General features: G+C 42.7%; 18 protein-coding genes and 2 pseudogenes. 9 read left to right on the top strand and 11 right to left on the bottom strand.

Going from position 1 to position 16,897, the window contains the following annotated elements; genetic code table 11:
• Window positions 1-111: 111 nt before the first annotated feature.
• Both R7040_RS04375 and R7040_RS04370 read left to right on the top strand, forming a co-directional pair.
• Complete coding sequence (locus R7040_RS04375; protein WP_213895729.1) at window positions 112-573, top strand: carboxymuconolactone decarboxylase family protein; 462 nt, start codon at window positions 112-114, stop codon at window positions 571-573.
• Window positions 574-677: 104 nt separating this feature from the next.
• Complete coding sequence (locus R7040_RS04370) at window positions 678-1,418, top strand: helix-turn-helix domain-containing protein (RefSeq protein ID WP_170960428.1); 741 nt, start codon at window positions 678-680, stop codon at window positions 1,416-1,418.
• 119 nt (window positions 1,419-1,537) lie between these two features.
• On the opposite strand, the pseudogene R7040_RS04365 reads toward R7040_RS04370, so the two are convergent.
• Window positions 1,538-1,690 (bottom strand): annotated as a pseudogene (locus R7040_RS04365) (YcxB family protein); the annotation flags it as partial.
• 277 nt (window positions 1,691-1,967) lie between these two features.
• Window positions 1,968-2,123: pseudogene (locus R7040_RS30575) on the bottom strand (hypothetical protein); the annotation flags it as partial.
• Window positions 2,124-2,453: 330 nt separating this feature from the next.
• Between R7040_RS30575 and R7040_RS04360 the strand changes: the two are divergent.
• Together R7040_RS04360 and R7040_RS04355 are read left to right on the top strand one after the other, a co-directional pair.
• Window positions 2,454-3,023 carry a DUF6795 domain-containing protein gene (locus tag R7040_RS04360; protein WP_052767719.1) on the top strand — a complete coding sequence of 190 codons (570 nt, stop codon included), beginning with the start codon at window positions 2,454-2,456 and terminating at the stop codon, window positions 3,021-3,023.
• A complete protein-coding gene (locus R7040_RS04355) occupies window positions 3,023-4,219 on the top strand; it encodes a lipase family protein (RefSeq protein WP_033906522.1) in 1,197 nt (398 codons plus the stop codon). Before R7040_RS04360 ends, R7040_RS04355 begins: the two co-directional genes overlap by 1 nt.
• Before the next feature lie 310 nt (window positions 4,220-4,529).
• Here the strand turns inward: R7040_RS04355 and R7040_RS04350 are convergent, their stop codons facing one another.
• The 5 genes from R7040_RS04350 to R7040_RS04330 all read right to left on the bottom strand — a co-directional run bounded on the left by R7040_RS04350 (window position 4,530) and on the right by R7040_RS04330 (window position 8,180).
• Window positions 4,530-4,700 carry a hypothetical protein gene (locus R7040_RS04350; RefSeq protein ID WP_162564176.1) on the bottom strand — a complete coding sequence of 57 codons (171 nt, stop codon included), beginning with the start codon at window positions 4,698-4,700 and terminating at the stop codon, window positions 4,530-4,532.
• 344 nt (window positions 4,701-5,044) lie between these two features.
• The gene (locus R7040_RS04345; RefSeq protein ID WP_025767813.1) at window positions 5,045-5,539 is read right to left on the bottom strand and encodes a YcxB family protein; all 495 of its coding nucleotides are present in this window, start codon (window positions 5,537-5,539) and stop codon (window positions 5,045-5,047) included.
• Window positions 5,540-5,762: 223 nt separating this feature from the next.
• Window positions 5,763-6,023 carry a DUF5062 family protein gene (locus R7040_RS04340; RefSeq protein WP_064354747.1) on the bottom strand — a complete coding sequence of 87 codons (261 nt, stop codon included), beginning with the start codon at window positions 6,021-6,023 and terminating at the stop codon, window positions 5,763-5,765.
• Between the two features lie 82 nt (window positions 6,024-6,105).
• Complete coding sequence (locus R7040_RS04335; protein ID WP_064354746.1) at window positions 6,106-7,182, bottom strand: threonine aldolase family protein; 1,077 nt, start codon at window positions 7,180-7,182, stop codon at window positions 6,106-6,108.
• A gap of 137 nt (window positions 7,183-7,319) precedes the next feature.
• Entirely contained in the window at window positions 7,320-8,180 is an 861-nt protein-coding gene (locus R7040_RS04330) for an immunity 49 family protein (protein ID WP_064354745.1), read from the bottom strand.
• 356 nt (window positions 8,181-8,536) lie between these two features.
• Between R7040_RS04330 and R7040_RS04325 the strand changes: the two genes are divergently transcribed.
• From R7040_RS04325 to R7040_RS04310, 4 genes are all read left to right on the top strand, one after another.
• Window positions 8,537-9,151, top strand: coding sequence for a PolC-type DNA polymerase III (locus tag R7040_RS04325; RefSeq protein WP_064354744.1), 615 nt, complete (start codon window positions 8,537-8,539; stop codon window positions 9,149-9,151).
• A 252-nt stretch (window positions 9,152-9,403) separates the two neighbouring features.
• Window positions 9,404-9,931, top strand: a complete 528-nt coding sequence (locus R7040_RS04320; RefSeq protein ID WP_064354743.1) for a DUF6795 domain-containing protein — start codon at window positions 9,404-9,406, stop codon at window positions 9,929-9,931.
• 117 nt (window positions 9,932-10,048) lie between these two features.
• Entirely contained in the window at window positions 10,049-11,809 is a 1,761-nt protein-coding gene (locus tag R7040_RS04315; protein ID WP_258470612.1) for an ABC transporter ATP-binding protein/permease, read from the top strand.
• A gap of 492 nt (window positions 11,810-12,301) precedes the next feature.
• Window positions 12,302-12,694, top strand: coding sequence for a hypothetical protein (locus R7040_RS04310; protein WP_064354741.1), 393 nt, complete (start codon window positions 12,302-12,304; stop codon window positions 12,692-12,694).
• 40 nt (window positions 12,695-12,734) lie between these two features.
• On the opposite strand, the gene R7040_RS04305 is transcribed toward R7040_RS04310, so the two are convergent.
• From R7040_RS04305 to R7040_RS04290, 4 genes are all read right to left on the bottom strand, one after another.
• The gene (locus tag R7040_RS04305) at window positions 12,735-13,739 is read right to left on the bottom strand and encodes a metal-dependent hydrolase (protein WP_064354740.1); all 1,005 of its coding nucleotides are present in this window, start codon (window positions 13,737-13,739) and stop codon (window positions 12,735-12,737) included.
• A gap of 328 nt (window positions 13,740-14,067) precedes the next feature.
• Window positions 14,068-14,526, bottom strand: a complete 459-nt coding sequence (locus tag R7040_RS04300) for a hypothetical protein (protein ID WP_005388759.1) — start codon at window positions 14,524-14,526, stop codon at window positions 14,068-14,070.
• A 93-nt stretch (window positions 14,527-14,619) separates the two neighbouring features.
• Entirely contained in the window at window positions 14,620-15,648 is a 1,029-nt protein-coding gene (locus R7040_RS04295; protein WP_064354739.1) for a phospholipase A, read from the bottom strand.
• A 226-nt stretch (window positions 15,649-15,874) separates the two neighbouring features.
• Window positions 15,875-16,378, bottom strand: coding sequence for a DUF2938 domain-containing protein (locus tag R7040_RS04290; protein WP_025767821.1), 504 nt, complete (start codon window positions 16,376-16,378; stop codon window positions 15,875-15,877).
• Window positions 16,379-16,462: 84 nt separating this feature from the next.
• Here R7040_RS04290 and R7040_RS04285 point away from each other — a divergent pair, with 84 nt between their 5' ends.
• Window positions 16,463-16,870: a helix-turn-helix domain-containing protein gene (locus R7040_RS04285; RefSeq protein WP_169644070.1), complete on the top strand. Its 408-nt coding sequence runs from the start codon at window positions 16,463-16,465 to the stop codon at window positions 16,868-16,870.
• Window positions 16,871-16,897: the final 27 nt, after the last annotated feature.

Here is a 16,897-nt window from a genome sequence, read left to right as displayed (position 1 = left end):
TTTCGCTTTCGTCGTTCACTCTTTTATCTAACTTTATTGAGTACATGTCGAAAATCTTCAATCTTTTGCTAAGAGCGTTTTTTACTATGTAAAAAACAGAGGAGAATGACCATGAAAAAACGACTCGACTATATTGAAGTAGCGCCAAAAGCAATAGAAATCCTATACGCTCAGGAGGCTTACTTCCATGAACAATTTAGCCAATCAGAAACCATGAACATGATCATATGGGAACTGGTTAAGTTACGCATATCGCAAATCAATCAATGCGCATTTTGTATCGACATGCATAGTAAAGATGCGCTTCAGTTAGGTGAAAAGCCGGAACGCATATGGGGGCTTAGTGCATGGAAAGATATGCCATTCTACAGCGATGCAGAACACGTTGCACTAGGCTGGGCTGAACTACTAACTGCTGGCCTACCAGTAGATGATGATACCTATCAGCTGACCTTGAATACCTTTGGAGAAGAAGCTATGGTCAACCTAACAATTGCGATCAACGCGATCAATAGTTGGAACCGAATAGTTAAGGCATTTAAGCCAAAGGTTGGAGTCTATAAACCTCGATAATTCTATTTGACGGTTCTTACTTGTAAGCCGCTGCTTATACCTCAACTTAATAGGATGAAAAGTACATGTGTATCACTTTCTCATTTAAGTTGAGGTTAAATAGGATGATTCATTTGAACTTAGAATTTGATATTTTAAAACCTCAAAAGGCTTTAGCTGGCTATGTTCAAGCCATTTGGTCAGCATCCGTCAAACCTGATACGACGCAAACCGTACGTAAACAATTACTCAGTGATGCTGGTACAGGTGTGGTATTCATTTTACAGAATGAAGTACAAATGGATGGTGAGTGGCAAACGCCAGGGGTTGTCCTACTGCCTATAAGCATTCTGGCACATCAGGTCTGCCTACCGCCAGGCGCGGTGATGACTGGCGTACGCTTTCATCCTGCTGTTGGTTATCAACTATTTGGTAAACGTCTAGAACAGCTATTGCGGATTCAAGACGACCACCCTTTGGCTTCTTCTGCGCTAGCAACATTTGAGTCTCTGCAAACAGCGCGTTCGCCATATGCAAGGATTTCTACGTTATATCGCTGGGTTCAAACACTGATTGAGGAATATGAACCGCAGTATGTCGGCCACATTATTGACCAACCTACAGGGACCATCAGTCAGCGCCAGAGAGAGCGCAATTTTCAGAAATGGTTGGGGATTACTCCTAAACATTACCAACGCATTAAACGAGTGAAGCACACTTTAGAGCAACTCCGAGCGCAACCCGATCTTACTTTATCGGAGTTGGCGCTGGAGCAAGGTTTTTCCGATCAAGCACACATGACTAGAGAGTGTAAGCAGATTGCGCGCATGACACCGAAGCAGTATGTCCGAAAGAGAAACCTCTAAACCTTATTAGCTTTCTACATCAAACCCCATTGATTCAGAACCGACCATATACTTGTTACAATGTTCGATCATATATCACCTACTTTTTCGAGCGCTCATTCCAGCTTGATGTGAGTTGGTTAGCTCGCTTTTGATGCCGCGTGCCGCTCTACCATAAACGCGATCACTTCTTCGTTTAAGCAAGATTTGCTGATGTATTGGCGTTGTTTACCAAGGTGAAGGATAAAGCCCAAATCAGTTTGTTCGAGTTGGTCGATTTCATTGATAGCTAGGTAGAGTTGGTAATCATGCTGTTCAACACAGCCACAGTATTCAGTGCCTCGGTCAGTCAAAATTCTCAGTATTAGCATAGGTCGAGCTCCAACGTTGAAGTATTCTCTCTGGGTGCTTTTCTAAGGTTGTTAGGACTTTTCTTACTGGCTCTAGTCAACTAAAGCTTGTGCTTGCTTATCTGTCATCGGACTCTCAACATCCTTTAACACCGCCCAACGAAGAGCTTTTTGCGTGCCATTGTTTTCGAGCGTCATCAACAGCTCGTGTAAATAAATGCACTACATGGAACCAGTCGAGAGTAACATTCGCTTTCGGAAGCTCATCTTTGACACCACTCCAACCTGCCCAGGCACATCGATGAGCTTTATAGTGAACTCGAGGTATTTTCGCTGTGATATAGCAATGGTGCTGAAAAAGTTGAGATGGCGCCATGTTTTATCGGTTATAAAAAAACAACCATCTGCGCGGTGGCTATTGTTAACTGATCTTCATGATAAGAATTCAGAATGAGACAACGAGTATGCAAGCTTACGAAATGGACGTGGATAAGTACTTTAACGAATAGCTCGGTATTTTTTGCCAGAGGGAGTCTACTTATGTTTAACCCATGAAAGTAATAGACATGTCATTTACATTATTTTTTAAAGTATGCCTAGATATAAGCTTTGACATGACTTATTTTTGAGAATTGGGGCGGTCCTAGGCTAGCACTTGAGAGCATTAGGACATAGTATCGTCTCACGCGTGGATATGGGTTGACCTATGTACAATATTGGTAAACAAATGACTAAAATACTGGTTTCCCTTATGAGTGCCACAATATTATTGCTCTCAACAGGTTGTAACGCAGATATGTTTAATTTCTTCAAATCAAAAAAGTTTCAATACATACTTAGCTCAGAGATCACTGGTCGCTTATACTTAGACGGGAAAGCGTTTACTAGCGAGGTAGTTTATCTACACACGGCTTTTTCTAAAAACCGTTATATCACCGAGACAATTACGTCAGAAAATGGTTATTTTCATTTCGAACCTACATACCACTATCAGACGTTTAAAGAACCTGCCCTTCATGAATCCTCTAGCTACATTGGTATTTACATTTTTGTAGATGGCAAAAAATACTACTTACTAGAGACTCGCTTTTCTGACGTGAAACCCTATGAATTTATTTCAGATAATCTTCTTGATTTAAGTTGTGAGATTAATTCGGACGAATATCGTTACTTTTTTAAAAATAAATTTGTTGAGAATGGCCTCGATCTTGAAATTATTAGTAGGTGTGATTTGAAAGGATTTTCTGAAAAAATATTACTAAATAAGGACACGTAATGGCAAAGTTAACACCAAAAATGGCTTCAGAAATAGCGGATATTCCTTACAAAGCTTATGAAAATAATGGCCGTTTTATCATGCCGGGCAAAAACAGTTTTTCAAATCACTTTTCTTTTTCTGAAGATGATGTATTTGATGGTTTTACAGGCGGTGTAGCGGGTTTATCCAATGTACCGGTATTGCGTAAAGTTATCCCTGGCTTGATGAGAACTTCAGAGGCGTTTGCAGTGGTTGGCACTGGTAAAGGTTCTACATTTGAGAATGAAATTGTCATTTCAATTCGAGGAACACAAAATGCTAATGACTGGATCACAAATGCGAATATAGGGGTGAAAGGATCACCAAACGGTTCGCCCGCTCATGCTGGTTTCAACAATTGTTTTCAAAGTCTTAGCCCCAAGTTGAAGCAGTATATTATGCAGATGAATCCTAAACCAAAACGTATACATTGCGTTGGGCACAGCTTAGGTGGAGCACTCGCATCACTTTGCGCTGATTGGGTGCGTAATGAGATGAAGGTCAGAACCACCTTATACACCTTTGGCGCTCCTAGAGTTGGTCTGGAAGCATACGCACGCTCATCGGAAAAGCTAAACGATGGTGTTTATCGATGTACGCATGGTGCTGATCCTGTACCAAAAATACCGCTTTGGCCATTTATTCATGCTCCAATCTCAACAGGCGAGTACCGCTTGGACTCTGGCACTGGGTTAAGCATATCAGCCCATTTGATGGCAAGAAACAAAAATCCGGGTTACTTAAACACTGCTTCCTCGGATTCTTGGGGAGCGTTGAAGAGGAAATCGAATGACCACTTATTTACCCCTATCCGTCTAAAGTATGAGCAACGAAATCAAGCTTCTTTTTCGGAGTATTGGGCCGATAGAATACAGGGCGCACTTATCACCTATTTGAAAGATGTGGCTCTTTTGTCAACGGTAACGATTCAAGCAGGCGTGATTGCTGGCTTGACCTTTTATGATTGGCTTTCAAGAAAGCTAGAAGCCGTTGCTAAATCATCTAAGCGCAATGAAGAGCAACTAAAAGGCTTATTAGGCCATATGCTTGTTTTTGCCGGTCACTATGGGACCATAGTTGAGGATCTATCCGCCCGATTCATTAGATGGGTTTTCGAAAGAACCATTGGACGACTAGTCAGAGTATCTAAACAAGCGATATCGTTGCTAAGTTAACCTAACCATTGCAATGGCATAGTAACGTGAATGCTTAGTTAGAGGTGAACTCGTCACCTCATAAGTTAACTGGTGACATTGACATAACGCCGCTAAATGGGATTCTTATTAAGCACTTTTTAGATGAAACTTTCTAACCAAATCGGGTCGCGATTTATCAAAACGAATTTGAAAATAATGAATTTTTCACTATTTTCAAATTCGTGATTAGGAGCCAAAATGTAGGTTTACAGTTTCAACTGTTTTTGGATTTCTGTTGGAAAAGTAACTTAAACAATTGACATTAAATAGATTTAATGGGAAATGGCTCTTACAAAACCCGAACTGCGCCCCCTTCCAAGCTGATGATGATGTAGGTTCGATTCTCGCTGTACACTCCATTCTCATAGGCTACTTTACCTAAAGCTTCGAACGCCTCCCATGGGGCTCGAATCGCAATTCCATGGATAGCCCCCTCAAATCGAATAAGTTTCTTCCGCATAGAAGTTACCTTTAGACGCATAAGTCCAACACTGGCCACATGAACTTTATTAGGGAAAACCCAACAAACTAACGAATGTCAAACCTTTGCCGAACATAGTAATCGAGCAAAAATGCTCTAGAAGTTGGCGTCATCACTGTAGGCTCACAATAAACTATCTCATTGTCACTTTTTTGGTTCAGTTTACACACTAACTCCGCAGCACACTTAAGGAGTCCATATACTGGAAAGACGCAACCAGAAACACCGAGTGTAGTGGTTCAGATTTTGAGCCTGAATCAGAGCTACCCCATAAGCATCAAACCCTAAGATCAAAAAAGCAAACCCACGGACTCGCTTTTTTGTTAGCTCGCTTTTGATGCCGCGTGCTGCTCTACCATAAACGCGATCACTTCTTCGTTTAAGCAAGATTTGCTGATGTATTGGCGTTGTTTACCAAGGTGAAGGATAAAGCCCAAATCAGTTTGTTCGAGTTGGTCGATATCATTCCAAGCGAGGCTGCGGTCAACTTTACCGCTTTTGTAGCGTACGCCATCTGCATTCACTTCAAACACCACTTTACTGCCGCGACTTGAGCTGATGGTTTGACGCCACAGCCACCAAGTTCTTTTGAAGTAAACGCTGCACGCTTCAATCACACTCAATACGATAAAGAACCAACCGACGTAACCGTTAGGTAGCAGTTCAAACTCCAATAAAACCACACCAAAGATAAGAAACAGCATCCCTTTTAGGTACGCTTGTGGGAACTTCGTTGGCTGGCTAGTTTGATCATAACACTCAGCAAAGAAAGGTTTGTCGAGTATGTATTCTGTAGTGAATTCGAAATCTTTAGACATGTATGGTTACTTCAAGGCTTCTGTAAATGAGTAATCTTGGTTGCACTCTCGCAACACCTGCATTGTAGCGCTTCTCGGGATTTATCTTTAGTCCTTTTGATTTTGTTTTGTAAATCAATGATACCGCCACGCCAAAAGACCTCGGTGCACTCGCCAAGATCAAACAAGGCGAACCATTTGGCTCGCCTAGTTAATTAATGACCTATATGACTTATGAGGTTTTCTACTTTAGAGGGTCGTTGTCTGGCAATGCACTGTGTATCCAGACTGCCAGTCGGTGTTTGATGCTTGCGCCGTCTAGCTTGCTTTCCGGTAATGGGGTGATCTGTTTGGCATCAACCAAGAATAGGTAAATCGCTTTTACTCTTAGAGGTTGTGGTGACTGAGGAAGGTCAAAGCCTTGTAGCTTCGCCATCTTCCCACCAATATCTAGTGCCTTCTTAACCAGTTTGTCTTCATTGTGAAGTTTGGAGCTTTTTGACATTGATAAATCCTCTTCTTCGCTTCAATTAAGAATACATGAAGTGTCACGTATGGCGTGTTAGTAAGCTCGCATATTGATAAGTTTATGCCTTCTTACCGAGTAACTGATTGAAAAACGACCTTAATTCGTCATCACCAAGATTGAGCAGGTAGTCACCAACATACCATTCAACAATCGATTGATTTGGATGTGCCGTGACTTGCGGGTTACCAAACCAAATGCCCTTTTCCGTGGCAAACGTGTATTGGAGTTCTTTCAACTCTTCACAGCTAAATGGCAGGATAAGGTGCAACATGTTTGCTTGAGGCTGGGTTGGTCTTACCGCCAAAGGTGGGAACTCTTCAATGATCCTGTAGATCTGTTTTGTTCGCTCAAATAGAACCGGCATTTGTGACAACCTTTCATCAAACTGCATTGCCGCAGACACCACATAAGGTGTTCTGTGATACAGGTTGCCACCTTGCCGCTTCATCCACAATGAAGCCAGTTCAATGAACGACTTTGAGCCAAGCAACATAGATCCACCCATGCCGTTGATGCCTTTGTAAAGTGAAACATAGGTCGTATCAAAACCAGCGGCGATCTCGCGGTATTCTTTCTGATAGTAAGCTGCGGTTTCCCAAAGTCTTGCGCCATCCATATGGAGATGAATTTTGTTTTCGGCGCAGTACGCTTTGATTTCTTCCAGTTCTTGCCATGAAGGTAGCTGACCACCAATTTCTCGCATCGGGAGTTCATAAAGAACGGCTGCGATTTCATCCGGCCAAGCAGTGAGATCCTCAAGCTTCCATGTTTGATAAGGGTTCCCTACTGGCAAAATACTAAAGCGATGTTGAAGCTGATAGCCTTGTTTTTCATGCACCGGAATATGGCTAGATGCGTGCATAGCGATAATAGGATTACGCTTTTGCCTTGTAACGATTTCGAGCACCGTTGGCTGCGTCATCGTCCCTGTTACAACAAAAAGCCCTGCCTCGTAACCTAGCAGATCGGCAACCTTTTGCTCGAACGCTTGAATCGTTTCTCCCTCACCGTAGACATCGTGATTGACGTTGTTTTCTTCGCACCACTTTGCCATTTTCACAAAGTGTTCGGCTGGAGAATCTTCTTTATTACCAGGGAGATGGGTATGACAAAGCTGTTTTAGGTGGGCACTCATTGTTCTGTCCTTTGAATCAAAGTTTCAACAATGTAACTTGTTAAAACGGAGGCGTAAACTGCATTTTCGCGATGCATTTTCTGCTTACGCTTCCATGCTGAACCTCCGATTGGACATAGATTTAACTTAAGAGTGATTTACGCAGAACGAAGATCATGCTCACCGTAAACAAGCCATTTCGGTAAATATGCGGCTTCTGGAATCGTCCAGCCATACTTATCGTATGCTAATGCAGCAAGACCAGTCAGTTTCAGAGAAACATTTCCTTTTGGCGAATAGCGAACATCTTCATTCATGTAGAACTGGTAATGCGCCTCTAACGCATCCCTCAGTGCCTCTTGATAATGTGCCTCATCGCCATCGATAATGGCAACAAACACATTCACAAATGGAATAAACAAAGAGTGTACATATGGCACTCTGGTTGATTCTAAGTATTGCGGGGAGGATTTCTCCATCACAGTTTGCAATAACTCTGGTAACGCTGATGAATTGCTAAATACACCGTTAACGAACTCGACTAGCGCAACATCGAATGGATCTTTTAAACGCACTAACGACTCATCCATGATGGTCATCAGCTCTACGCAGCGCCAATCTCTCGCGGCCATCGCTAAACAGATTTCATCCAACCAAGCATCCATCGTTCCCCCTGCAATAGAACGGTTACCTACTTCCGAAAAATGTCGGTGCCCAACGGAGAATTCAACCACTTTGTCTGAATGATTGGCCAGCAAGTACACGTTATTCAGTAACTCAAGCGCTCTTTTTATATAAGCTGGCGAGGCCTGATGTTGTCCATATTTTGAAGCAGTAAAAAATGCCTGAAGCGAATCCCAAGCATCGCCTTTCATTCTTTTAAGAGGTTGCTTATAAAAAGATTGTTTTTCATCAAGCATTCTTTCCCAGAAGCTGTAGAAATCTTCATCTTCTTCACGAAAAATACGCAATTTTCTTTCTTCAGGTATCTCTAAATAATGATTCTTCATTGGTTCCATCGTTCCCTAGCCTCTCATTATAAGTTGTTCTAATTTTTTGCCGTGATGATATTCATACTCAAAATCAAGCCGTGAATGATGCCGAAGTTGATTTATAAAATCAATTTATAATCAGTATGTTGTATCGAAAGTTAATGCTTAATTGAAATGAATCGAAAAGCCGAAAAACATTTGAAATATAAGGCTACCGCACAAGCCGCGATGGGTAAGCCAGAACGTACCTGTCCATAAACAGTGGACGACGAACACTGACTTTGTGGAGTAAAGATAGACATATATTCACCATTGTGTTCGCCTTTCTTTTTCTGTCGCTTTCGATAATACTCTTGCGCAATATTACTCAGCTGGAAAATTTTATGCCTCAAGCAAACTCTGTGGTCGTACTCGACTTTGAAACCACAGGTCTCTCTCCTACTTTAGGTGATCGCGCAATAGAAATTGGTGCAGTAAAGTTAGTCAGTGGCGAGGTTGTCGATAGTTTTCAGCAACTCATGAATCCCGGTTTCAGAGTGAGTTCTTTCATTGAGAACTACACCGGTATTACCAACAATATGTTGCGTTCGGCACCAAGCTGCGAAGAGGTAATGGCGTCATTTAGTGAGTTCATTGCTGGCGAGAACCTTATCGCTCACAACGCGTCCTTCGATAAACGATTTTTAGATGCAGAGCTTGAACGAATCAACTGTGGTTATTCGGGTGAGTTTGCTTGCTCCTTACTGGTAGCAAGACGGCTCATTCAAGAAGCCCCATCACATAAGCTAGGTGAACTTGTTCGCTATAAAAATATCGACAACGACGGTGTTTTCCACCGTGCACTAGCCGATGCGCAAATGACAGCCAAGCTTTGGCTCTTAATGGTCGAAGGGATAGAAAACTCAGGCGTCGAAAAACCAAGTTTTCAGTTGATGCAAACGGTCAGTAAAACAGCTAAAGGAAAAGTCGACCTGCTACTCGCCAAAAGCCGTGCGTAACACCCTCCGAACTAAAAGCGGATTCTAGTCTCTTCGACGTTTAAGTGATTTTCGATATACATGCGATATTGGCTATATCTGTCAATATCGCAGTGCTTCTTATTCAAAACAAAGATCGCCTGGGTCACTCTATCCTCCAAAACTTCTAAAAAAATCGTGAATGATGTCTCACCGATTTAGATACTCGCTATAGTCACTCGAGACAATACGCAACAATTCGAGGTGTATTCACTGACTACTGATTTGTAAGCGATGATCAACAACGTTTTTCTGTTCTTAGAACAGTTTGCAGCTTTACTCATACTCGTACTGATTTCTGTTTTTGCTGTTGGCTTTTTATTTTTTGGTAAGGAAGCTCAAGAGTTTACACCAAGCATAAAAGGACGTATTACGAAGAACGATACCCCCATAAAGAATGCAAATGTAGTACTTACCATTCGGTCAGAAAATCGTTCTTTCGAACGTAGCTTCACCACGAATACAAATGGGGAATTCAAGTTTGATCCTGTTTTCAGAAAAAGGAATAAAGTTCTAAGTATTTTCGACGGTCTATTTCAAACAATATGCAGTGTAGAAGTGACCACAACCGTTGCCAATCAAAAGGTTGTTATTTGGAAAGGAATTTTCAGGCATCATGTCATCGGTATGAAGGAAAGAGTAAATATGTCTAATTTAAACTGCGAAGCCACCAACCCCATCAGAAAGTTTGAATTTCAATCCCATGGGGATTCCGTAAGTAGTCAATGTGACTTAAGTGATTACTTAAAAGTAAACAGATAGAGTAATGTTTACTCTATCAAACTCCTCAACTTCCTGATCCGAAAGCGGTAGTTCGCTGGTCTCATCAACCAAACTGGCTTACTATGCCAGGTACCTAAAACGCTTTGTGAGTCACTCATGAGCAGAAAAAATAACAAAAATCTCAGCATTCTTCTTAAACTCAGCACCTTTATTGCACCTTATAAATGGCGGGTTGCGGCGGCCTTGGTTGCCCTTGTCGCGACAGCAAGTTTGACGTTATCCGTTGGCTATGGAGTGCGCATTCTTATCGACCAAGGCTTTGCTCAGCAATCATTGCAAGAGCTCACCAATGCGATTCAGTTTATTGTCGGTGTCACATTGTGTATTGCCATTGGGACTTTCTTTCGCTTTTACCTTGTCTCTGCCGTAGGTGAGCGCGTTAGTGCGGATATTCGCCTTGCGGTGTTTAACCATGTGATTACGCTGCATCCGAGCTATTTTGAGACTAACAGTAGTGGCGACATAATGTCGCGCCTGACTACCGATACCACATTGCTGCAAAGCATTATTGGTTCATCGTTCTCGATGGCGATGCGTAGCGCTTTGATGTGTTTTGGTGCCATCATTATGTTATTCGCTACCAACGTTAAGCTCACGCTGATTGTGCTTGCTTCTGTGCCTTTGGTTTTGGTGCCAATTTTGTTTTATGGACGACGCGTGCGTACTCTCTCTCGCCAAAGTCAGGACTCAATGACCGATGTCGGAAGCTACGCTGGAGAAGCGATAGAACATATTAAAACCGTGCAAAGTTTTAGCTCAGAGTCGCATGAACGAGCGGCTTTCGCTGTCGAGGTGGAAAAAGCTTATGAAGTAGGCAGACAGAGAGTAAAACAGCGCGCGATCCTGATATCAGGCGTTATTGTGATTGTGTTCAGCGCGATTTCAGGCATGCTTTGGATAGGCGGCAGCGATGTGATTCACGGAAAAATGTCTGCGGGTGACCTAGCCGCATTTGTGTTTTATGCCATTATGGTTGCCTCATCGACTGCAACCATTTCCGAAGTCATGGGTGAATTGCAAAGAGCCGCAGGTGCTACCGAACGGCTGATTGAGATCCTTCAAGTAGACAGTGATATTAAAGCGCCAAGCAACTATTTGCCTGTCCGTTCCGACATGCCTGCTGAGGTTAACTTTAATTCGGTGAGTTTCAACTACCCTTCTCGACCAAATCAACCAGCAATCAAAGAATTAAATCTAACTGCTGAACAAGGAAAAGTGTTGGCGTTGGTCGGCCCTTCTGGTGCCGGTAAAACAACACTATTCGAACTGCTGCAACGCTTTTATGATCCGCAAAAAGGGCAAGTGTTGTTTGGTGGTGAAGATATTCGACAGTTCGATCCAAACGAGCTTCGACGTCAAATGGCGCTCGTACCACAACAACCAGCGCTGTTTAGCCATGATGTTTTCCATAATATTCGCTACGGTAATCCTGAAGCGACGGATGAACAAGTTATCGAAGCCGCGAAAAAAGCCCATGCCCATGAGTTTATTGAGAAGCTTCCCGAGGGCTATCACAGCTTTTTAGGGGAGCGCGGCGTTAGGCTATCGGGCGGACAAAAGCAGCGCATTGCGATTGCTCGCGCGATTCTAAAAGATCCAAAAATCTTACTGCTAGACGAAGCTACCAGCGCCCTTGATAGTGAAAGTGAACATCACGTTCAACAAGCACTTGAAGCTCTAATGAAAGGACGCACAACGCTAATTATTGCTCATCGTCTTTCGACTATCCAACATGCGGATAAAATTGCGGTGCTCGACAATGGCGAGTTAGTCGATGTCGGTAACCACCAATCATTAATGCAAAGCTGTGAGTTGTATCAGCGACTTGTGGCATTGCAATTTAAGCACTTGGAGTAACGCCTAGTTAAGCGTTCAAAAGTAAGCAAAGGCGGACCAAATAATTTAATAACAGGAGTTTAACGATGTTTTTGTGTCAGTCCAGCGAGCCTTGGCGAGACTAAGAATCTAGCTCTGAGTGGTTAATGAGATAATTTAGACCATGAAGAGCTAGGATAGAAGATCCCACATCATGTCCCATCGTCGCTGTACAAGGTGACGAAATACAAAAGATGCCACTCGCAGTTAAACGAGCGGCATTAAACCAAGCAGCTCGCCTTTTAACAAAGGAATTCCAGTAAGAATCCAGTAACCAGCGTATTCTCCCTTCAACTAGAAATACTCGTTCACAACTACCATATAAAACCCAATCAACTTCATTTGTAACAATTCAGGTTTCAAAAATAGGAAATCATTACTGAAAAAGTTTACCGCGTTTTGTGTTGCTATCTATGGTTACAATGTTTGAGACATCAATGCCTTCAAACCAAGCAACACAAAAGCGGCACCGATATGAACAGCGAAGCGAAACAACTATTTTCTTATCTATGTCAGCGATACGATGCGCTTTCTCAAGAGCTTGAGTCTCGCCCTTTTCCTGAATTTTCTGAGACTATTACTCATCCTCTTGGGCACTGTTTAGTCCGTTGCCCAGCAGGTAGCCAACGCTTTTCTATTGTAGCAGTCAACTTTGCACCCTCCGTTCGCGGGCAAGGCGTGCTTACTGCATTTATCGACTACATCAAAAGCAATCCTTACCACTACCAAGGTGTTGAGGTTGCAATCATTGAAAACAAGAACTTAGCTAAACGGCTTTTGTCTCTTGGCTGGAAGTACAAGTCCCTGTTTGGCAAGATTTTCTTCGCTAGCAAGCCGACCCTAGTAAAGGACTTTCAGTCTACGTAATGGTTACTACGACACCGCATCGGTATCCAAAGTAAAGCCATCACTCAAAATCCGTAAGCATGTTGAAGAAAACTTGGCGATCTTCTGCAGTACTTCCTCGATGAGCAGTGTATTCAACGTGCGCGTCTGCGCTGGCTTTTGGGGATAGATTGATGCCCCATAACGCATTAATTTGGTTTGGTACGATGGAATAACGCATATCAACAATTCGCATTTCATTATTCGGATCCGTCGCTACAAAACCGTTTGAAAACCAACGGAAACGTTCGATGTCTCTTGCTTGTTGCGATTGCGGGTTTAGCCACGGAAATTGCTCTTTTATATTTAACTTTGGAGTTGATTCGCCAGGGTAAATTTTTATTGAACGCCCCACCCTTACGGCATCTACATAGTAGCTCTCTTCCGTTTCATAAATTAGTTTCCAAACCAAAAGATTGCTGAAACTTGGTTTGGCTTTTAATTGTACAGCGTTGTGTTGTCGCTCTTTGACGATTTCCCAACCAGCTACTTCTGCTCTATCTCGCTGGATCATTCCAAGACTTAGGTAAGCCAGGCACCATAAAAATGCAATGCGGGCATAGTTTGGGCTTCGCTTCAGTGCAACAAACAAAAGCAATATTAAAATAGGGAGTGTGAACGCGGGGTCGATTACCGAAATAGTGTTCCAAGCATAACGCGTGTTGCTTATCGGCCATAGAAGCTGTGTTCCATAACTGGTGCATGCGTCTAATAACGCATGGGTACTATAACCAAGCGCGCAGTAAAACCAACTCTGCCGGAAGCTTAGTCCTCGCTTTTTTGCGAACAATGGATACAACACCAAAGCACAAATGAAACTACCAAACGGGATAAACAAGAGCGAGTGAGTAAATTGGCGATGGTATTCCAAATACAGCAAAGGATCAGTTGAAGAACGGATGAGCACATCTAAATCCGGAGCCATCCCAGAGACCACGCCCAACACGCCAACAACTGCAAGGTTTCGCTTGTTGCTCACGGCCAGTGGCAAAGCTGCACCCAATAAACCTTGCGTTAACGGATCCATCGTTCACTTCCTTTAGATAGATGAAGCTCAGCTGGAAAGCGTGAACGCTCAATAGTCGGTTCCAATTTAAAAACCAGAAGGTTCTTCGACATAAATTATCCGCATTTAAGTGGAAAACAATACACGACTTAGTCATGCATTTGCTTGTTTAGCAACAAACACCTTGATTTAGTGTAAGAAGGAATCACGCCGTTCGCTAGTGAACGAACAAATCTGAGTCTAGGCTTGTTTGGTATTTCAAACCCGAAGGTTTATCTGACGCGAAAAAACAAGGCGAACCAAATGGCTCGCCTTGTTTCTAATTTACTGAACGATAAACGACAGGTGTTTAGTCTTGAGGATTCTCTTTCGCGTTGATTTCAGCGTAAGTGTGCAGCAGCTCCGTCAATGTTTTTACCCACGCAAAAACATCCGAAGGTGCATTTTCGATTAGTTTTTCCACTAGAGCACAGTGTGTTTCTAGCGTGATGGCCTCTTCCAAACGGAATGAGATCGCGTAGAAATGCCAAAGCACCAATCGCGTCATTCGCTCGCTATTTTGCTTTGCGTTGTCTGAGTCATCAAACGCTTGTTGAATTTCACTCAGTGCGATTGCTGTCATGCGTAGCATTGCATCAAGACGTGCAGACAACATGCGGTCTTCACTATCCACTTCTTCTTGATCAAAAGTGAACAGCTCATTCATCACGTCTTCTGGCACCATTTTACTGATCATACGAGCACTAAACTCTTCCAGCTCATGGCGAGGCATAGTTACAAGACAATCGAAGGTGTAATCACGAAGCATAAAATCACTCTAGGTTAGAAATCAATTTCAGCCTCGCATTCTAAATATTGAAATTTCAATTGCCAGTGTTAATTTCTATCCATCTACGAAAAACTACAAAACACCGTTGATTGCAATACCAACACCAATCCGCTGCTGATTATGATCATAGTCGATCAAGCTCTTACCATAACCCGCTGAGTATTGTGCGTACCCCTGAACTTTGCCCCAAATCGGAAATGACACACCCAGTTCTGCAAAACCCTTATGTGTTTGAAAGTTCTGGCGACCTAAAAAGGTAAACTCGTAACCATTCCACTTGTAAGCACTCGATAGCTCAAAGTGTCCCATATAGTCTTCGATATCCGGGTTATCATCACCTTTGGGATCATTAGGCGATGTCTTTTCATCTTCAGGTATACGCCACCAAGGCTGGATAGAAACCGCAAAATTGTCTTTTGCAAAGGTTACGTTGGCATAGACACGGTTCCAACTGCGCGATAGCTCCTGTCTCTGACCGTTAGACTCATGTTCAATACCAAAACCTAACCAAGTCGAACCATCAAGTGGTATCCAGTCAGTTGGGGTGTAGTAAAAAAGCTCTGGACGATAATTGGTTTCACGGAATGGACGAGATGCTGCACCCGTGTATACCTGCCAAAATGATTTAAGAGTCATTCCAAAAAACAGACCATCGCCATCAAACAACAAGTCATCATAGTTCATTGGTACTTTAAAACTGATTTGGAACTCCGCCTCTTCCTTACGCAGTTCATCGCCGTATTTGGTGTCAGCATACGCGCGTTTATTTACTCGATCACTGTACGTAAACGGAAGAATATAGTTAACGCGATGCGCGACTAGGCTAAACGGTTCGAACGCGTTTTCTCGTTCTGATTCCAAACGCTTGTCGACCAAGCTTTCCTGAAGTTCTTCAGGCTCTTCAATTTCTGGATCTGCGGGCACTGTGCTGGTTACTGTGTCAAGCTCACACTGCACGCGAATGCTCTTTATGGTTTCCTCACCTTTGCTTTGCTTTATTTTGTCTAGCAAACATAAATCATAAGCACTGGCTGTTTCTCCCATCGCAACTGGCGCTGCCAATAAACTCAGTATTGATATCCCTGCCACTTTTGAAGCCATCTGAAACCCTTAATATTCTTTATGTCAAACCAGATAATTTTAGTTTTTCTTGGTAAACCGCTTGCCATTCTGACGTTAAGGCAATGTTAAATGTCCGCCGACTTTACGTCTTGGATAAATGCAACAGACTTTAGACATATCGGTCAACTATGATCAAAGCGCAAAAAACAACCAAGAGTTGAGCATCATAGATAAAAACCACTCGTTTGCATGATGCTCATGTTCTCTATGCAAAATACTGGCTCGTAACTTTGATTGCAAACCCGGCTATGAATAAACCCAAACCATAACCCAAATGCGCCAATGTGCTAAGAAAACGGGCTTTCCAAGGTGTTGGGGTTTTACTCGCAGCAAAACCAAATCCTAGACAAGGTTGAATGACCAAAAATGGGAAGATCAACGTTACCACGCCTGTAATTAAGCTGGGCATTAGACTGGGCTCTACCAACCAATGATGACCAAAAACAGTAACGTGAGCCAAAGCGAAAGTAACGCCGATGGCATAATGCAAAAACCAGCCAAGTGACTTTTCTCCCGGCATCGCCTCTGACGCCATAATTGGCGCATGCATAAACTTTCCTTGGGGCATGTACAAAACCCAGCGCGCAACCAACGCATAGTTTAATGAAGGAATACCAAACACTCTCCTTTGTAACCATGCCCATAAATCCATTATCAAAGTGGCACCAATCCCTATTAGCACAGCTTGCAATCCCATTAAAAGCAGCATTTTTCTCTCCTCAAGTTTTTGATTTGTTAAGGTCTTAGTTGCATGCTACAACTTAAAGCCAACTTGAAGTCAATGGGGAATAATATGGATATTGCAGAAGTGGTTAGAAAATCAGGATTGCCGACTTCAACGCTCAGGTATTACGAACAGCTGGGGTTAATTCGCTCGATAGGAAGGAATGGATTGAGACGCCAATATTCATCAGAGGTACTCAATACACTCAATTTAATTAGTTTGGGGCGTATCGCTGGAATATCGCTTAACGAAATGGCAGAAATGTTGAATCAATCAGAAGTTTCAAAGCCATATATCGATCGTGACTTACTAACGAAAAAGGCACTTGAGATTGATGAGCAAATAAAACGTTTGAAAGCGGTGCGAGACAGCCTAAACCATGTTGCCACCTGCCCTCATGAGTCACATATGGACTGTTCTTCATTTCAGAAGCTTATGAAGGTCGTAAAGCGTTATGTCCCCCAAAAACAGAGATAAACCGCTCTCACTACCTTCCTATTCTTG

The organism is Vibrio sp. 1069, assembly GCF_033340555.1.
This window is presented reverse-complemented; position numbering and strand designations above follow the sequence as displayed.

Excerpts from the sequence above, each read along its gene's own strand:
- R7040_RS04305 (WP_064354740.1), bottom strand. The coding sequence starts at position 13,739 with ATGGATCCGTTAACGCAAGGTTTATTGGGTGCAGCTTTGCCACTGGCC.
- R7040_RS04285 (WP_169644070.1), top strand. The coding sequence starts at position 16,463 with ATGGATATTGCAGAAGTGGTTAGAAAATCAGGATTGCCGACTTCAACG.
- R7040_RS04290 (WP_025767821.1), bottom strand. The coding sequence starts at position 16,378 with ATGCTGCTTTTAATGGGATTGCAAGCTGTGCTAATAGGGATTGGTGCC.
- R7040_RS04315 (WP_258470612.1), top strand. The coding sequence starts at position 10,049 with ATGAGCAGAAAAAATAACAAAAATCTCAGCATTCTTCTTAAACTCAGC.
- R7040_RS04355 (WP_033906522.1), top strand. The coding sequence starts at position 3,023 with ATGGCAAAGTTAACACCAAAAATGGCTTCAGAAATAGCGGATATTCCT.
- R7040_RS04300 (WP_005388759.1), bottom strand. The coding sequence starts at position 14,526 with ATGCTTCGTGATTACACCTTCGATTGTCTTGTAACTATGCCTCGCCAT.
- R7040_RS04330 (WP_064354745.1), bottom strand. The coding sequence starts at position 8,180 with ATGGAACCAATGAAGAATCATTATTTAGAGATACCTGAAGAAAGAAAA.
- R7040_RS04350 (WP_162564176.1), bottom strand. The coding sequence starts at position 4,700 with ATGCGGAAGAAACTTATTCGATTTGAGGGGGCTATCCATGGAATTGCG.
- R7040_RS04340 (WP_064354747.1), bottom strand. The coding sequence starts at position 6,023 with ATGTCAAAAAGCTCCAAACTTCACAATGAAGACAAACTGGTTAAGAAG.
- R7040_RS04325 (WP_064354744.1), top strand. The coding sequence starts at position 8,537 with ATGCCTCAAGCAAACTCTGTGGTCGTACTCGACTTTGAAACCACAGGT.
- R7040_RS04295 (WP_064354739.1), bottom strand. The coding sequence starts at position 15,648 with ATGGCTTCAAAAGTGGCAGGGATATCAATACTGAGTTTATTGGCAGCG.
- R7040_RS04310 (WP_064354741.1), top strand. The coding sequence starts at position 12,302 with ATGAACAGCGAAGCGAAACAACTATTTTCTTATCTATGTCAGCGATAC.
- R7040_RS04360 (WP_052767719.1), top strand. The coding sequence starts at position 2,454 with ATGTACAATATTGGTAAACAAATGACTAAAATACTGGTTTCCCTTATG.
- R7040_RS04345 (WP_025767813.1), bottom strand. The coding sequence starts at position 5,539 with ATGTCTAAAGATTTCGAATTCACTACAGAATACATACTCGACAAACCT.
- R7040_RS04335 (WP_064354746.1), bottom strand. The coding sequence starts at position 7,182 with ATGAGTGCCCACCTAAAACAGCTTTGTCATACCCATCTCCCTGGTAAT.
- R7040_RS04370 (WP_170960428.1), top strand. The coding sequence starts at position 678 with ATGATTCATTTGAACTTAGAATTTGATATTTTAAAACCTCAAAAGGCT.
- R7040_RS04375 (WP_213895729.1), top strand. The coding sequence starts at position 112 with ATGAAAAAACGACTCGACTATATTGAAGTAGCGCCAAAAGCAATAGAA.
- R7040_RS04320 (WP_064354743.1), top strand. The coding sequence starts at position 9,404 with ATGATCAACAACGTTTTTCTGTTCTTAGAACAGTTTGCAGCTTTACTC.